Here is a 16627-nt window from a genome sequence, read left to right on the forward strand (position 1 = left end):
TGATCTTTCTTTATCTGTAAACAAAAAAAGCCACTCCCTCCGGTAACCCGGATGTGAGAGGTTTCTTTTTTTTAGCGGCTAAGTAAAAAGCAATTACCCGTTAGCTTGGGTCACCAATGCCTCTAAAATTTCAATCACAGACTTCTGTTTCGGTTTCGGCAAAGCGCTGATGCGCTCGATGCTGCACTGTAATTGTGAAGAAGGTCCACGCTTATTCGCCAACCGTTTCGCCTCTCCAAATAATTCATCTAGCGATACTGTCAGCAGTCGCGATACCACAGGCAAGGCGGAGACGGGAATTCTGCGCCGTCCAACCTCATACGCTTGTACGGTCTACTGTGACACATTCAAAGCTTCTGCTAACTGTACTTGAGTGATATTGCGTTCTTTACGCAAAGATGCAATGCGTGATTGAACTTTTAAAGGACGCACATCGTTTTTAGCAACAAAAAAGCCGCGTAAAAACGCGGCTTTGATAGGGGGATTGCAATTGAGACGCTATTTACACATTGAATAAGAAATTCAATACATCGCCATCTTTCACCACATATTCTTTACCTTCAGCGCGCATTTTTCCGGCTTCTTTCGCGCCAGCTTCGCCTTTGTGGGTGATGTAGTCATCGAATGCGATAGTTTGTGCACGGATGAAGCCGCGTTCGAAATCGGTGTGGATCACACCAGCTGCTTGTGGCGCAGTGTCACCCACATGAATCGTCCAGGCGCGTACTTCTTTGACGCCTGCGGTGAAGTAAGTTTGTAAGCCTAGTAGTTTGAAAGCGGCGCGGATCAGACGATCTAAGCCTGGCTCTTCCATGCCCATGTCGGCCAGGAATTCTGCTTTGTCGGCGTCTTCCAGATCTGCGATTTCAGATTCGATTGAGGCGCAAATGGCAACGATAGGCGCGTTTTGGGACGCGGCGTAAGTGGTTAATTGATCGAGTAAAGGATTATTCGTGAAACCATGATCCGACACGTTGGCCACATACATGGCTGGCTTTGCAGTGATCAGGCACATCGGTTTGATCAGTGCCATTTCTTCCTTGTCCAAGCCCATCGCGCGCACTGGTTTTGCTTCGTTTAAACCAGGCATGATTTTCTCAAGCAGGGTGACGAGTTTCATTGCGTCTTTGTCGCCTGAGCGCGCTTTCTTGTTTTCGCGATGAATCGCTTTTTCAACTGCACCCATGTCAGCTAAACAGAGTTCGGTTTGTATGACTTCGATGTCGTCCAGAGGGCTGACTTTGCCCGCCACATGAATCACATTGTCATCTTCGAAGCAACGAACCACATTCACAATCGCATCCGTTTCGCGGATGTGCGCTAAAAATTGATTGCCTAGACCTTCGCCTTTTGAAGCGCCTGCGACCAAACCAGCGATATCGACAAATTCGACGATGGCGTTTTGTATGCGCTCTGGTTTGACGATATCGGATAATTGTTTGAGGCGCGGATCAGGTACTTCTACCACACCTACATTCGGTTCTATCGTGCAGAAAGGATAGTTTTCTGCGGGAATGCCTGCTTTGGTCAAGGCATTGAAAAGAGTAGATTTGCCGACGTTAGGCAGGCCGACGATACCGCATTGAAGACTCATGATGAACTTTACTTAGAAATAACTGAGCTGACTCAGGTGAAAACAGAATAGGGTCAAAATTTGGGGGAAATCTTGAAATAAGGCGCTATTTTACACCAGTGTCTGTCAAAACGACTGTAAAACCACTGTCGTGCATTAAGCTCAGGCAGTCATGTGCGTGTCATAGGCGATCTTGGTACTAGACAGGCGATGCAGGAAAATCCCTAATAAAATTGCTGCTACGGTGAGGCCGAGCACTAAACCTATCCAAAAACCAGCGGCCTCCATAGGTTGCGCTGGGTGCCAAGGGAACCAGGTCGGTGATAGTCCTAAGATCGCGCCTATCGGTAGGGCAAAGCCATAAAACGCCATGATGTGAATAAACATAGGGATACGTGTCACTTTGTAGCCGCGTAGTGCGCAAGAAAGGGTTACCTGAGCCGCATCAGAAAGCTGAAAAATCGCGGCCAGCAGTAACAGATTAGCCGCGACGGCCTGGACAGCTGGATCTGAAGTATAGGCAGCGGCTACCTGGTGTCGCATTAGGGTCATAAAAGTCGCTGAAAAAACGGCGAATACCAAGGAAACGCCAACCCCAGTCCAGGAAATGAAGCGCGCTCTGACGACATCTCGCTCTCCCAAAGTCTGGCTGACCCGCGTGGTCAGTGCAATCCCGAGACTCATAGGCACCATGAACACCAGAGAAGAAAAATTCAAGGCAATTTGGTTGGCAGAGATCGCCACGACACCAAAGCGCGCCACTAATAAGCCGACGGCACAAAAGGCAGACACTTCCGCGAAATAGGTGACGCCAATCGGCAAGCCTATGCGCAGCATAGAGCGAATTTCGCTCCATTTGGGCGCCTCTCTGTGGGTGAAGGGAAAGGTCTCTTTATAAACCTGTGCCCGACGCGTCCACCAGATCATGGCTGCCAGCATCAGCCACATGCCAGCTCCGGTGGCAATCGCACAGCCTGTTGAGCCTAATTGCGGAAACCCCCATTTGCCATAGATGAATAACCAATTCACGACAACGTTAAAAGCCAAACCCAGTAAGGCGATGACCATCACCGGTTTGGTGTGATTCAAGCTGGTTGTGTAGCTATACAGAGCGCGATACATCGCAAAAGCCGGCATACCTGCGCTGATCACGCGTACAAATTCCGTTGCTTTTGCCTGTACAAATGGCTCTAGTTGCAGATAATCAAAAACGAAAGTGGATAGATTAAGTAAGAGACAGGCGATAAGGCCAACACCTAAGCCCATCCACATGGCCTGCCGCACAATATGCGGGACTTTATCAAGTGCCGCTGCACCGACTTCATGGGCGACCACCGCGTTGACTGAGATCATCACGCCCATCACCGTGACCAAAATAATTGACCAAAGCGATGCTCCAAGTGCTACCGCTGCTAAATCTTGAGCACTGAGGTGCCCAGTCATTGCCACATCGGCCACGGACATGCCGACAGTCGCCAATTGCCCGATCAGGACTGGCCATGCGATTTGCCAAAGTTTGCTAACTTCGGTGCGTATTTGGGTTTTCATGGATGAGAAAGACGGGCTTTTATATTTGCCCTCATCTTACCTGAAGCGCAAAAAATGGTGGTTGTTGTGGTTTTTTAAATTTTGCGAATTCCACTTGACAAGCCGAAACAATGATCTTAAAGTGATATCACTTTGATTTCATCTTGCTTATAAACCTGCATTTGTAATAAATGCTCTATGCGCTGTTAGTAATTCCGAATAAGTTGAAATTGATTCATTGGAGAAAAGAATGGATACGGTAAAAAAAGTTTCTGATCAAAGCAGCAAGCTGCAAGCCCCGAATGAGGAGCGGAAGCTGGCAATGCGCGAATTTAAATATGCGTCTATGGATGGCTATGCGATGATCGCATTTGGCTTGTTGCTAATTGTGGGTGGTATTTATACCTTTGTGAATTTACTGCTGGAAGGACAGCAGCCTGCAGTCAGTGCCGTTTTGATACGACTTGTTGTTGTCGCACTGGGAATCTTCCTGTTAACGGGTATGTATATGTTGCAGCCCAATGAGGCAGCCTTGTTGTCGCTTTTTGGTAAATACAAAGGCACAGACCGGAGCGAAGGCCTGCGCTGGGCGAATCCTTTTTTTAGTAAACGCAAATTAAGTCTGCGCGCCCGGACTTTGAATACGCCGCCATTAAAGGTCAATGATAAGCGCGGCAATCCGGTTGAGATCGGCGCCGCTATTGTTTGGCGAGTGCAAGAAACAGCTTTGGCCATTTACAACGTTGATGATTTCGAACGCTTCGTGAATGTGCAAGCCGAAGCGGCGCTGCGCCATTTGGCTTCACAGTACGCTTACGACGACGGTGAGGATTTGAGTGAAGGCGAGACGACGCTGCGGGCTGGTATGGACGTGGTCGCGGATGCCATGCGGCAAGAATTACATAATCGATTTGCCGCTGCGGGTATTGATGTGGAAGATGCAAAATTAACGCATTTGGCATATGCACAAGAAATTGCTCAGGTGATGTTGCGTCGCCAACAAGCAGAAGCCATTATCAGTGCTCGTAAAAAGATCGTCCATGGTGCTGTCAGTATGGTCGAAGAAGCGCTGCAGGGATTATCTGAAAGAAAAATTGTAGAACTCGATGACGAAAGAAAGGCGGCGATGGTTAGTAATTTGCTCGTCGTTTTGTGTTCTGATCGGGAAACCCAGCCTGTGGTCAACACAGGCACTCTGTATAATTAAAAAAGGAGTTATTTGATGAGCATACTGCCCGTATTTTTGATTATTTTTATCGCCGCCTTAGCGCAAAGTCATCAAAAGAAGAAGAAACGCCAACTCGTCTGCGCGCCCATGCAGACTATTGAGAAAATGAATAACGAGGTTTAAAACGTGAATACGATAAATCAAGCCGCTAATCCCGCGAACACGCAAGCGAGCTACCAAACTCGCCAGTGGGTAGCCCTATTGTGGATAATTCTGCCCTTACTGACTTTGGGCGTTGGCTTATTTGATGGGCGCCAACTGCCAGTGAGACAATTGCTGCAGAGCTTGTTATTGATAGCGGTGATTAATTTGCTGGTCTTAAGTGTATTCGGGCATCTGACGATTAAGATGAGCGCGCAAGAATTGCAATGGCAATTCGGCGTGTTTGGCTGGCCTAACTGGCGCTTAAAGTTGTCAGAGATTGCCCACGTTGAAGTATGTCAAACTTTTTGGTACGAAGGCAAAGGCATACGTTTTACGAGAGAAGGTATGTTGTATAACGCAGCGGGCAATGGTGCGGTACGTATCACCAAGGCCGATGGAAAAAAAATCCGTATCGGTTCGGCGCAACCCGAAGTTTTATGCGCCAAACTGAACGCGGCACTGGCAACACAATCTTGATGGCATATGGCAAGCCCTGGTAAAAAATCATTTCCACTGCGTATCGATCCCGCTCTGTGGAGCGAGATTGAACGTATGGCTGCGCAAGAATTGCGTAGTGCCAATGCGCAGGTGGAGTATCTGTTGCGCCAGGCTTTGCAGCAACGGGGCAGGAAACTCCCTGAGTTAAGTGCTGAGCAGACGACAGGATCAGATCAAGCCTAGGTCAACAGGCCCTAACTTGGTGATGGTCGTTTGCGCTTTTGTTTTTGGTTCTTGGCGGTCTCTACTTAAGTGACCCGCATCTTAATACTTCGCTTAAACTCTCTTATTTCCGATCGTAATTTCAGATCGTCAACTCCCTCTCTTTGCATTTCGCAATTTCCCTCGCTTTACTCCCTTCGGCCGCGAAATGCATTTCGATTCTACGACGTGCGGCGGGGAGCCACCTAGTTAATTTATTTTCATTTTTATCGCTTGCCTCGCGTGCTAAGTTTAAATTTTCTCAAGAGAAATATTTCTTGCCTTCACTTGTTAATATGTCTAATTTGAAATTAAATTTTCACTATACGTATAATTGTTTTCACACTTATGCATGGCAATGACAATAAACTGAAAAGATGTTTACGCAAAATATGTAAAATTCTTGTATTATTGCAAGCTGCTTTACCTTAATAATGAAAATAATGTTTCATAAATAGATGGCAGGGCAAGCCTGTTTTATCGCGGTATGTGAAATTTTTTCAATAACACAAGAGAGAAAACATGAAACTCAAACAGATGACCAAAGCTTTAGTAGCGGTCGGTGTGGTGAACACATTGGCGGCATTTACTCCTGCGTTCGCGCAACAAGCGCCAGAAAGAGTTCAGAGAGTTGAAATCACTGGTTCCAGTATTAAACGCACGAATACGGAAACAACTGCTTCTGTACAAGTGATGACGCGTGAAGATATTGAGCGTACTGGTGCTACTACTGCCTTGGGCATCCTCACGGATTCCGTCGCTGTTGGTACTAGCTTGAATGCGGCATCTAACTCCTCAGGTAGCTTTGCAACTGGTGCTTCTGCTGTTGGTATGCGCGGTTTAGGCAAAGTCGCTACTTTGGTTTTGGTGAATGGTCGTCGTATCGCACCTTATGGTTTGTCAGATGGCGCGCAAGACAACTTTACCGATTTGAACGCGATTGCTGCGGATTCTATCGACCGTATTGAAATCTTGAAAGATGGCGCATCGGCTATCTACGGTTCTGATGCGATTGCAGGTGTTATCAATATCATTTTGCGTAAAAATTTCCAAGGCGCACAAATTAAAGCGGGTTACACAACTACAGAAAATTTATCTGACCGTCGTACCCGTAACGTTTCTGCGATTTATGGCTTCGGTGATGTGGCTAAAGATGGTTTCAATACCTACTTAACTATCGAAGGTAATAAACGTGACGGTTACACCACTGGCGAAATGCGTAATCTGTATCCAGATTGGCACCGTTTGACACCAGGTCGTTCTACTTGGGATGCGAAGAGCGCTTACTCAGCAACTGGTAACTACTTCATCAGCAGCACCAATATCGTGGCGGCACCTGGTTGTCCAGCAAGCGATATCGATCCAGTCGACAAGCAATGTAAGTTTGACACGCTGCCTTATGCTGGTCAGACAACCAATAGCGAACGTTATGCATTGGCAAGTAACACACGTTTCAAAATTGGCTCCGATATCGATGCAAATTTTGAAGTCACTTACTCTAGTTCTTTCGACTCTTACATCTTGGCGCCACTCACCACTTTGGTATCAACTGGCAACGTTTGGTACAACGTGTACGGGAATAAAATGGTAGGTCCATTTTCCTATCCAAAATTGCCAGTAGGTCATCCAAGCAATCCGTATAAGACACCAACAGAATATCGTGCGCGTTTGATGGACACAGGTAATGGCTTTAACTTCAATAAGACTAACTCCGATCAATATCGTGCGATGTTGGCTTTGGAAGGTTCTTTGGGTAACTACGATTGGAAGTCCGCTTTCGGTCATATGGAAGCTAGCGCTGATAAAGTCACTCGTGCAACTAGTGCAAAAGGCTATACCGACGCGATCGTCAACAAGACTTATGTTTTCGGTAAGCAAAACGACAGTGCTTTGTTAGAAGCCATGTTCCCAATTCGTACCACTAAAGGTAAATCTGCGGTTACTTTCCTGGATGCTACTTTGACTGGCGAATTGATGCAATTGCCAGCAGGTCCATTGTCATTCGCGTTGGGTGCTGATTTCCGTCACGAAGCTTATGAAATGAAGAGCTCTGACAATGTCTTGAACGGCGAATTGGTTGGTATTTTTGGTTTGCAAGTAAAAGATACACGTAATCAATACGCGATCTTCTCTGAAGCAACGATTCCAGTGGTTAAAGATTTAGAAGCAAGTGTGGCTCTGCGTGCTGACAAACAAGGTGACTTCGATGCTCACTTGTCTCCCAAATTGGGTCTGCGTTACACAGTAACTGACAGTTTGTTGGTACGTGCAACGGCATCTGGTGGTTTCCGTGCGCCTAACATCGTCGAGTCCGGTAATGGTTTGGGTCGTAGTTCAGTATCCAATGGTAACAACGATTTGCGTCGTTGCCCTATCGCGAATGACTTGAATAATTTGATCCAGAATAACCCAGCAGCAACGACTGGCGACAAGGCATTGGGTAACGGTTATCGTGCGACTGATTGTTCCGCAAGCTTGCCAAGTTTCGTGTCTTCCAATCCAAATCTGAAACCAGAAACTTCACGTTCATTTACGATGGGTTTGGTATTTGCACCATCTAAAACATGGAATTTTGGTATCGATTACTACAATATCGAACGTAAAGACGAAATTGGTACACGCTCTGTAGTTGATATTCTGAAAGGCGAAGCTAGTTTGCCAGCAGGTCAATTGTTGCGCGTTGATAATTCAGCGGCTGACAATGAGTTCTTGGCATTGGTGAAAAAATATGCACCTGCAAATACCATCACTTTCCAAAATATCGGAAAATTGGGCTTGGTGTATAACCCGTACGTGAATAGTGGCAAAACACGCGCTTCTGGTTTTGATTTCGACGTTAAATCAAGTTTCAAATTGGATGGCGTAGGCACTTTGCGTTTGAATCTCGATGGTAATTACGAGATGAATTACCAAACTTACAGTGTTGCCGATGGCAAATGGAATAAGAACGTTGTCGGTACTTATGATCGCGGTGGTCAGTTAGGTGCGAAAGTAACTGCTGCATTGAAAACAGGCAATTGGGATAATTCGGTAGTCGTTAGTTATATCAGCGGCTACAGTGCTAACAGCTTGTCATCTCCAACTTATTGCGCAACACAAAAAGTAGCCGCTGAATACTTGTCAACTTGCGAGCGTATTGATGCTGGTATCACGACGAACTACAGCTTGACATACTCTGGTTTTAAAAATACTAAGCTCAATTTCTTCGTGGGCAATGTGTTCGGTGCAGAGAATCCAACTGATTGGCGTGGTGGCTGGGCGCCAAACTTCCGTACTTTCTATGTGAACGGTACTTACAAGTTCTAATGAAGTCGGTGTTCGAAATCTGAACAGAGTGTGAACTCTGTTCAATAAAAAACCCGCCGCACATTTTGTGCGGCGGGTTTTTTTTGTATCAAATGTCAGTGAAATCGCTGTGAAAAACTACTTTGTAATCGTATGCAATTTCGTCATCGCGTCGGCAAACTCTCCCTTGATCAGCATGGGAATAATCTCTAAGCCACGCGCAATCGACTCATCAATTAAAGGCTGCTCTTCTTTGCGTGGCCTATGCAAAACAAAGTCAGCGACGCCTTGTTGTAAATTCAAAGTACGTGGATGACCTATGCCTATGCGCATGCGCCAGTAGTCTTGGGTGCCGAGCGCTGCCGTGATATCTTTGAGGCCATTGTGTCCACCAGAGGAACCGCCTTTTTTGAGCTTCGCTAAACCAGGTGCAATATCGAGTTCATCATGCACGACCAAGACTTGCTCGGGTGTGATTTTGTAAAAGCGACAGATCGCACCGACCGATTGCCCGGAACGATTCATAAAAGTTTGTGGCTGCAATAGCCAAACTTCTTCACCTGCAATGCGCGTCCTCGCGACTAGGGCATTGAAATTTTTATCGCGTTGTAAGCTGCTGCCCGCGAGTTGATCGACCAGCCAGAAACCCGCGTTGTGGCGGGTTTGTTCATATTCAGGACCGGGATTGCCTAGACCTACGATTAGTTTGATGCTCATAATAATTTAAGAATTTTTAAAATCAAAAGCTTTGCCGCAGAGGCGCAGAGAGCGCAGAGTTTTTTTGAGGATTTTCTCTGCGTACTCTGCGCCTCCGTGGCGAGAGTTTGTTTTCTTCCTATAACGATGTATCTTTTCTTGTGTCGCTCCTGCGTAGGCAGGAGTCCAGCGGCGTTCGTTGATCAACTGACGACACTAGATTCCTGCCTGCGCAGGAATGACGTGAATTAAATCTGAATCATTTAACAAGCTTTACCGCAGAGGCGCAGAGAGCGCAGAGTTTTTTTGAGGATTTTCTCTGCGCACTCTGCGCCTCCGTGGCGAGAGTCTGTTTTCTTCCTATAACGATGTGTCTTTTCTTGTGTCGCTCCTGCGTAGGCAGGAGCCCAGCGGCGTTCGTTGATCAACTTACGACACTAGATTCCTGCCTGCGCAGGAATGACGTGAATTACATCTGAATCGTTTAACAAGCTTTTCCGCAGAGGCGCAGAGTGCGCAGAGTTTTTTGAGGATTTTCTTTGCGTACTCAGCGCCTCTGCGGCGAAAATTTCTATTTCTTCTTCAACAGCGGCAGCAAATAATGCCCTGTCACGCTATGCTCATTCGCCGCCACATCTTCCGGCGTGCCGCTGGCAATAATACGTCCACCGCCAGCTCCGCCTTCGGGGCCCATATCCACGATCCAGTCCGCCGTTTTAATCACATCTAAATTGTGTTCAATGATGACGACGGTATTCCCTTGATCGCGCAGACGGTGTATCACTTTCAACAGCAAGGCGATATCGTGGAAATGCAAACCGGTTGTTGGTTCATCCAAAATATACAAAGTGCGCCCGGTGTCGCGTTTCGATAACTCTAAAGACAATTTGACGCGTTGCGCTTCACCACCTGATAGCGTAGTCGCGCTTTGACCGAGGCGAATATAACCGAGTCCCACGTCTAGCAGGGTTTGCAATTTACGCGCGATCAAAGGCACGGGTTTGAAGAATTCATGCGCGTCTTCCACCGTCATCGCCAAGATCTCGTTGATGTTCTTACCCTTGTATTGGACTTCCAAAGTTTCGCGGTTGTAGCGCTTGCCGTGACAGACATCGCAGGGCACGTATACGTCAGGTAAGAAGTGCATTTCGACCTTGATTACGCCATCACCCTGACAAGCTTCGCAACGTCCGCCTTTGACGTTGAAAGAAAAACGTCCCGCGCTATAACCGCGTTCTTTGGCCACCGGCACCGTCGCAAACAAATCGCGTATTGGTGTGAAGAGTCCAGTGTAAGTCGCTGGGTTAGAGCGTGGCGTGCGGCCAATTGGTGCCTGATCAACGGCAATGACTTTATCAAAATGTTCTAGACCGCTGATACTCTCAAATGCGGCTGGTTCAGTTTGTGATCCATACAGATGACGCGATGCAGCCAGATACAAAGTATCGTTGACCAAGGTCGATTTTCCTGAGCCAGAAACACCGGTGACGCAAGTCAGTAAACCAACCGGTAATTTCATCGTCACTTTTTTCAGATTATTGCCAGTCGCACCCGCGATCACAAATTGTTTTTCTGGATTAAAGCTAGTGCGTTTTTTCGGCACTTCGATTTCCAAAGCGCCGGACAAATATTGCGCAGTCAAGGAACGCTTGCTTTGCATGATGTCATCGAGTGAACCTTGGGCGATGATTTCACCACCATGCACGCCGGCACCGAGACCCATGTCGACAATAAAATCGGCGCAACGGATCGCATCTTCATCGTGCTCAACCACCAGCACGCTATTGCCGATATCACGTAAATGTTTGAGCGTGCCGATCAGGCGATCATTGTCGCGTTGATGTAAGCCGATAGAGGGTTCATCTAAAACGTACATCACACCTGTTAAGCCTGAGCCGATTTGTGAGGCGAGGCGAATCCGTTGTGCTTCACCGCCCGACAAGGTGTCGGCGCTACGATCAAGTGAGAGATAGTCGAGGCCCACATTGTTTAAGAAAGTCAGACGTGAGCTGATTTCTTTAATGATGCGATCCGCGATATCGCGTTTCGATCCTGTGAGTTTCAATTTGCCGAAGAAGTCCATGCCTTCACGTAAAGGCATCGCGCTGATTTCATAAATCGCGCGTTCTTGTTTGCCCATGCCGACTTTGACAAAACGGGCTTCAACGCGCAAACGGGCGCCCTGGCAAGATGGGCATTCTTTCTCATTGATGAACTTGGCTAGCTCTTCTTTCACCGCCATAGAATCGGTTTCGCGATAACGTCTTTGCAGATTCGTTACCACGCCTTCAAACGTATGCTCCTTAACGACAGTGCGACCTTTTTCATTGATGTAAGTGAACGGTATGCTTTGTTTGCCGGAGCCATACAAGACCACTTGTTGTGCGGCTTCAGGCAACTGTTCAAATGGCACATCCAGATCAAAATCATAAAATGCTGCGAGATTCGACAACATCTGGAAATAGAATTGATTGCGTCTATCCCAGCCTTTGACTGCGCCACTCGCTAAGGATAAATTCGGAAAAGCGACGATGCGTTTAGGATCAAAGAACTCGATATGACCGAGACCATCGCATTCAGGGCAAGCGCCCATAGGATTATTGAATGAGAATAAGCGCGGTTCTAATTCTTGTAAGCTATAGCCACAAGTCGGGCAGGCAAATTTATTCGAGAATAATTGCTCGTGGCCGCTATCCATATCGACCACCAGTGCACGGCCTTCGGCGATGCGCAAACAGGTTTCGAAAGATTCAGCTAAACGTTGCTTGATTTCTGCTTTGACTTTGACGCGATCGACTACCACATCAATGGTGTGCTTTTCGGTTTTCTTGAGTTTCGGCAAATCATCAACATCATAAATCTTCGCATCGTGCGTGCCGCTTTGCACACGGAAACGTACAAATCCCTGCGCTTGCATCGCTTCAAATAAATCGACATGTTCGCCTTTGCGATTCGATACCACGGGCGCCAAAATCATCAACTTACTATCTTCCGGCATCGCTAACACCGCATCGACCATTTGCGAAACCGATTGCGCTGCTAAAGGATTTTCAGGATGATCGGGGCAGTACGGTGTGCCGACGCGTGCATACAGCAAACGCAGGTAATCGTGAATTTCGGTGACGGTGCCAACCGTTGAACGCGGATTGTGTGAGGTTGCTTTTTGTTCGATAGAAATCGCGGGCGACAAGCCTTCGATCAAATCCACATCGGGCTTTTCCATCAATTGCAAAAACTGGCGTGCGTACGCTGATAAGGATTCCACATAGCGTCGCTGACCTTCCGCATACAAAGTATCAAACGCCAGCGAAGATTTGCCCGAGCCGGATAAGCCAGTAATCACGACCAGCTTATTGCGAGGCAGATCAATGCTGATATTTTTCAAGTTATGTGTACGTGCACCACGAACCCGGATCGCATCCTTTTTGGGGAGCGGCATGTCCACCAGATCGAATTCGATTTCTGCTGGTGCGGACTTCAGGGATTTCTTAGTTTTGCTAGTGGTCATGAAACAATTCCTGCTGATTGAAGAGATTCTAAATGCAATAAAGAAAAGAGTATTTATTCAATTCAGGATATGTCCCATTTTTTGAAACAGGATTTAATCTTAGCTTATCGAATAAACACAATTCTGAGCCGCATTTCGAAATGAAAAGCGAGCAACCTGATACTATAACGGGTTTTCAAAAATAAGCGCGGGTGTCCAAGCAAATTGTCCCGAGAATCATGGTCAGGGATGCCGGCACTCGGTAATTGCCTGAATTTTGCTGTATTTTTTGCTGTATTGTTCTTATGAATAGCGCAACACCTATGAGCTCACAACCGCTCTCGCCAACCTCCGTCCCCAACAAAATGTCCTCGTCCGAAATTCGGGCTGGCGCATCTTTGGCCTCCATATTTGCTTTGCGGATGTTTGGCTTGTTTTTGATACTGCCTATTTTCGCAATTCACGCCAAAACTTTACCAGATGGCGACAATGCTGCCTTGGTCGGTATGGCAATGGGAATTTATGGTTTAACCCAAGCCTGCTTGCAGATTTTGTTTGGTATGGCTTCCGACAAATATGGTCGTAAACCAGTGATTATTGCCGGGCTGATTTTATTTGCCATAGGTGCAGTGATTGCGGCCATGTCAGATACCGTGATGGGCATCTTGATAGGTCGGGCTGTGCAGGGCGCTGGCGCAATTTCTGCGGCGATTACTGCTTTGCTTGCCGACACTACCAGAGAGGAGCATCGTACTAAAGCGATGGCAATGGTCGGTGGCTCAATTGGTATCAGTTTCGCCTTGTCGCTGGTGTTAGCGCCAGTCCTATATCAACGCATAGGCATGAACGGTATTTTTATATTAACCGCGATCATGGCGATTGCGGCGATAGGCGTGGTGACCTGGATTACGCCTGACGCACCGTCATTGCCGACTGTGAAAGTACCGCTCATTGAAGTATTGAAAAATCCCGAACTGATGCGTTTGAATTTAGGCGTGTTCGTATTACATTTAAGCCAGGTTGCGATGTTTGTGGTGGTTCCGTCAGCTTTGGTGCAGTACGCGCATTTGCCGCTCGACCAACATTGGATGGTGTATTTGCCTGTGGTGTTTGGTTCTTTCTTTGTGATGTTATTAGCGATTATGCGCGGTGAACGCAGCGGCAAGATGAAGCAAGTTTTTGTCTGTTCGATTGCCTTGTTGATGCTGGTGCAATTGGGTTTTTGGGGGTTCCTAGAAAACGCCACGATGTTGATTGCGATGCTGTTTGCCTTCTTCCTAGCATTTAATATTCTGGAAGCAAGCCAGCCTTCTTTAGTTTCTCGCCTAGCACCGCCGTCAGCGAAAGGCGCTGCACTCGGTGTGTACAATACTTTGCAAGCATTAGGTTTAGCCTGTGGCGGCTTTGTTGGTGGCTGGATGAAACAACATATCAGTGCCAGTTCTGTATTCATATTTACTGCAGTTTTATCGCTGATCTGGCTTATAATCGCAAGCCGTATGCCGGAATTGCCCAAGCGCGCCAGCAAACCGGATTCTGAAAATACTAGCGACATCGCCAGCGCGGTGTAAGCAGTATTTGAAGGAACGCAGTAAGCAAATTTGTCCTCCTATATGGAAAGCATTTTTGATCTATTGAAACACGCGAGTTACGTTGATAAATTAGCGATAAATATAGTAATTTAGTTATAGAATGTGAGTTCGAAGCTCCAAAGCTTTACAGTTCATCGTTTTTGTGAATTTTGAGCATTCGTGCTGGCTTCTTGGGTAAATTGTTCTGTTATCGCATTGAGAGTAGGAGACATAAAGATGGCATCACTAAATAAAGTGTTGATTATTGGTAATCTGGGACGTGATCCAGAAACCCGCTACATGCCAAGTGGCGATGCAATGACCACCATTGCAGTAGCAACCACAGAATCGTGGAAAGACAAACAAACGGGTGAAAAGAAAGAAGCGACCGAATGGCATCGCGTGACTTTCTTTGGCAAATTGGCAGAGATCGCTGGCCAATACCTGAAAAAAGGTTCCCAGGTTTATATCGAAGGTAGCTTGCGTACCCGTAAGTACACCGACAAAGATGGCGTAGAAAAGTACGCAACTGATATTCGTGCAGACGAAATGAAAATGCTGGGCAGTCGCCAAGGTATGGGCGGCGGTGGCGGCGCTCCTATGGATGATGACGGCTACGGCGGCGGTGCTCCAGCGCCACGTCAGCAACAGCAGCAATACAGTGCTCCGGTGCAGCAACCACGTCAAGCTCCAGCTCAACGTCCTGCGCCGAATTTCTCTGATATGGATGACGACATTCCGTTTTGAGGCGTTGCTACTTTTAGCTTGAACTGAGAAAACCCGGAACCACTCTTTGTGTTGCCGGGTTTTTTTATTAAGCGATGTACGGCGCTATTATCCAAGGATAGAGTAGTGCTATCAGGCAACTTAACGCTATACTTTCGGCGTAATGAAAACTGCTGCTCAGACCAGCACATGTGTGGAAAGGGATTTGTAAATGACTTCAACCGTTCCAATCTTTTCGGAAAGTGGCGACCCCATTGCTAGTGGCGCTTGTGTCGGTTGTCGAAGTGATATTCCCTTTGATTTTGCATTTGAATTTGCATACCAACCTATCGTTGATTTTGCGTCACGAACTATTTTTGCCCACGAAGCCTTGGTACGCGGGCCGAATGGTGAATCTGCCGCGAGTATTTTGGCTCAGGTGAACGATAGCAATCGTTACCAATTTGATCAATTGTGCAGGGTAAAAGCAGTGCAGGGCGCGGCAGGTTTGGGAATGCAAGAATTCTTGTCGATCAATTTTTTACCGAACGCTGTCTACAAACCAGAAGTGTGTATCCGAACCACGTTTGACGCTGCGCGAGAATATAGTTTCCCGATTGAGAAAATCATATTTGAAGTGACTGAAGGAGAGCGCGTGCAAGATCGACCTCACCTTGTCAATATTTTTAGACAGTATCGTAATTTCGGATTTAGAACGGCGATTGATGATTTCGGCGCTGGATATGCAGGCTTGAATCTTCTTTCTGAATATCAGCCAGATATTATTAAGATTGATATGGATCTGGTGCGAGGTATTGATGCGGATAAAGCACGTCAAGCAATTGTCAAAGGGATTGCTTCGATTTGCCAGGAATTGCATATTGAGGTCCTAGCAGAGGGAATTGAAACGCGTGCAGAGCGTGATTTCCTGTCGTCGATTGGTATTAACTTGATGCAGGGGTATTGGTTTTGCAAGCCTGTGTTTAAAGGACTTGGCACCATTCCAGCCTATGCTTGGGAGTAGACTCTGTGCGTAATTCTGCCAGTGAGAATATTCACTAGGGCTAGGCTCGCAGACTCAACTATTGCTTAAATTTGTTGGTCTTTATATCGAACACCGTATCCGGAATCCGCATTTGCGGTGCAATGGTATCGGGTGGGTCTTGGGGACTGATGGTATTAAGCCAGAGATCCAGTTTGCTGTTCGCCATTATGCCGCTGTCGGCCTCTAGCCTGTCATCATGTACTCGTTCGCCTTTTCTCTTCAATTGACGCATTTGCTCTTCAGTGTTTTTGGGTGAATTTGCAATGTCATTCGCTAATTGATCTCTAGTCTTAAACAGGCGCTCACGGCGTTGTTTCTCGGCATTTTCTTTTAGCTCTTTCTGTTTGCGTGCTTCGATGCGATCCAGCGCGGCTTGTATTTCAGGCGTGCGCTTCATGTTGGTCTTCGGTTTGGAAGACTTGCCGGTGCCAAATAATTTTTGTAGAAAGTTCACGATAGGTGTCCCGGGCAAGTATGTTTTTGGTCGGTGTTCGTTAGATAGCTAGACGTCTATTTTCTTAACGTCAAAATTTGTATCAAACTTAAGTCAGCAAAATATGTGCCTGTTACGCTTAGCTGCGCATTTAGTTGCATTATGGCAATCTTAATGGACTTCTCATGTAGTAAATCATCGACCTTGTGATGTGAAATTCAAGGGACGCACTCC

General features: G+C 46.8%; 13 protein-coding genes. 8 read left to right on the plus strand and 5 right to left on the minus strand.

What is annotated here, in order from left to right:
* Positions 1 to 502 precede the first annotated feature (502 nt).
* Positions 503 to 1594 (minus strand): redox-regulated ATPase YchF, encoded by a 1092-nt coding sequence (ychF, locus tag AC1RR2_RS02990; RefSeq protein ID WP_493220823.1) that lies wholly within the window; start codon positions 1592 to 1594, stop codon positions 503 to 505.
* A gap of 141 nt (positions 1595 to 1735) precedes the next feature.
* The gene (locus tag AC1RR2_RS02995) at positions 1736 to 3121 is read right to left on the minus strand and encodes an MATE family efflux transporter (RefSeq protein WP_493220824.1); all 1386 of its coding nucleotides are present in this window, start codon (positions 3119 to 3121) and stop codon (positions 1736 to 1738) included.
* 229 nt (positions 3122 to 3350) lie between these two features.
* Here AC1RR2_RS02995 and AC1RR2_RS03000 point away from each other — a divergent pair, with 229 nt between their 5' ends.
* From AC1RR2_RS03000 to AC1RR2_RS03020, 5 genes are all read left to right on the plus strand, one after another.
* The gene (locus tag AC1RR2_RS03000) at positions 3351 to 4307 is read left to right on the plus strand and encodes an SPFH domain-containing protein (protein WP_493220825.1); all 957 of its coding nucleotides are present in this window, start codon (positions 3351 to 3353) and stop codon (positions 4305 to 4307) included.
* Positions 4308 to 4322: 15 nt separating this feature from the next.
* The gene (locus AC1RR2_RS03005) at positions 4323 to 4451 is read left to right on the plus strand and encodes a hypothetical protein (protein WP_493220826.1); all 129 of its coding nucleotides are present in this window, start codon (positions 4323 to 4325) and stop codon (positions 4449 to 4451) included.
* Positions 4452 to 4454: 3 nt separating this feature from the next.
* Entirely contained in the window at positions 4455 to 4949 is a 495-nt protein-coding gene (locus AC1RR2_RS03010; RefSeq protein WP_493220827.1) for a hypothetical protein, read from the plus strand.
* 6 nt (positions 4950 to 4955) lie between these two features.
* Positions 4956 to 5153 carry a type II toxin-antitoxin system antitoxin gene (locus AC1RR2_RS03015; protein WP_493220828.1) on the plus strand — a complete coding sequence of 66 codons (198 nt, stop codon included), beginning with the start codon at positions 4956 to 4958 and terminating at the stop codon, positions 5151 to 5153.
* A gap of 540 nt (positions 5154 to 5693) precedes the next feature.
* On the plus strand, positions 5694 to 8477 hold the full coding sequence (locus AC1RR2_RS03020) for a TonB-dependent receptor plug domain-containing protein (protein ID WP_493220829.1): 2784 nt from the start codon (positions 5694 to 5696) through the stop codon (positions 8475 to 8477).
* 117 nt (positions 8478 to 8594) lie between these two features.
* On the opposite strand, the gene pth is transcribed toward AC1RR2_RS03020, so the two are convergent.
* Together pth and uvrA are read right to left on the minus strand one after the other, a co-directional pair.
* Positions 8595 to 9173 carry an aminoacyl-tRNA hydrolase gene (gene pth / locus AC1RR2_RS03025; RefSeq protein WP_493220830.1) on the minus strand — a complete coding sequence of 193 codons (579 nt, stop codon included), beginning with the start codon at positions 9171 to 9173 and terminating at the stop codon, positions 8595 to 8597.
* 550 nt (positions 9174 to 9723) lie between these two features.
* Positions 9724 to 12591, minus strand: a complete 2868-nt coding sequence (uvrA, locus tag AC1RR2_RS03030; protein WP_493220997.1) for an excinuclease ABC subunit UvrA — start codon at positions 12589 to 12591, stop codon at positions 9724 to 9726.
* 371 nt (positions 12592 to 12962) lie between these two features.
* Between uvrA and AC1RR2_RS03035 the strand changes: the two genes are divergently transcribed.
* The 3 genes from AC1RR2_RS03035 (at position 12963) to AC1RR2_RS03045 (ending at position 15939) form a co-directional block, all read left to right on the plus strand.
* Positions 12963 to 14210, plus strand: a complete 1248-nt coding sequence (locus tag AC1RR2_RS03035; protein WP_493220831.1) for an MFS transporter — start codon at positions 12963 to 12965, stop codon at positions 14208 to 14210.
* A gap of 237 nt (positions 14211 to 14447) precedes the next feature.
* Positions 14448 to 14957, plus strand: coding sequence for a single-stranded DNA-binding protein (gene ssb / locus AC1RR2_RS03040; protein ID WP_493220832.1), 510 nt, complete (start codon positions 14448 to 14450; stop codon positions 14955 to 14957).
* 190 nt (positions 14958 to 15147) lie between these two features.
* A complete protein-coding gene (locus AC1RR2_RS03045) occupies positions 15148 to 15939 on the plus strand; it encodes an EAL domain-containing protein (protein WP_493220833.1) in 792 nt (263 codons plus the stop codon).
* A 58-nt stretch (positions 15940 to 15997) separates the two neighbouring features.
* Here AC1RR2_RS03045 and AC1RR2_RS03050 read toward each other — a convergent pair whose 3' ends face one another.
* A complete protein-coding gene (locus AC1RR2_RS03050; RefSeq protein ID WP_493220834.1) occupies positions 15998 to 16414 on the minus strand; it encodes a hypothetical protein in 417 nt (138 codons plus the stop codon).
* Positions 16415 to 16627 lie beyond the last annotated feature (213 nt).

Source organism: Undibacterium sp. GW821-FHT11H02 (genome assembly GCF_058808015.1).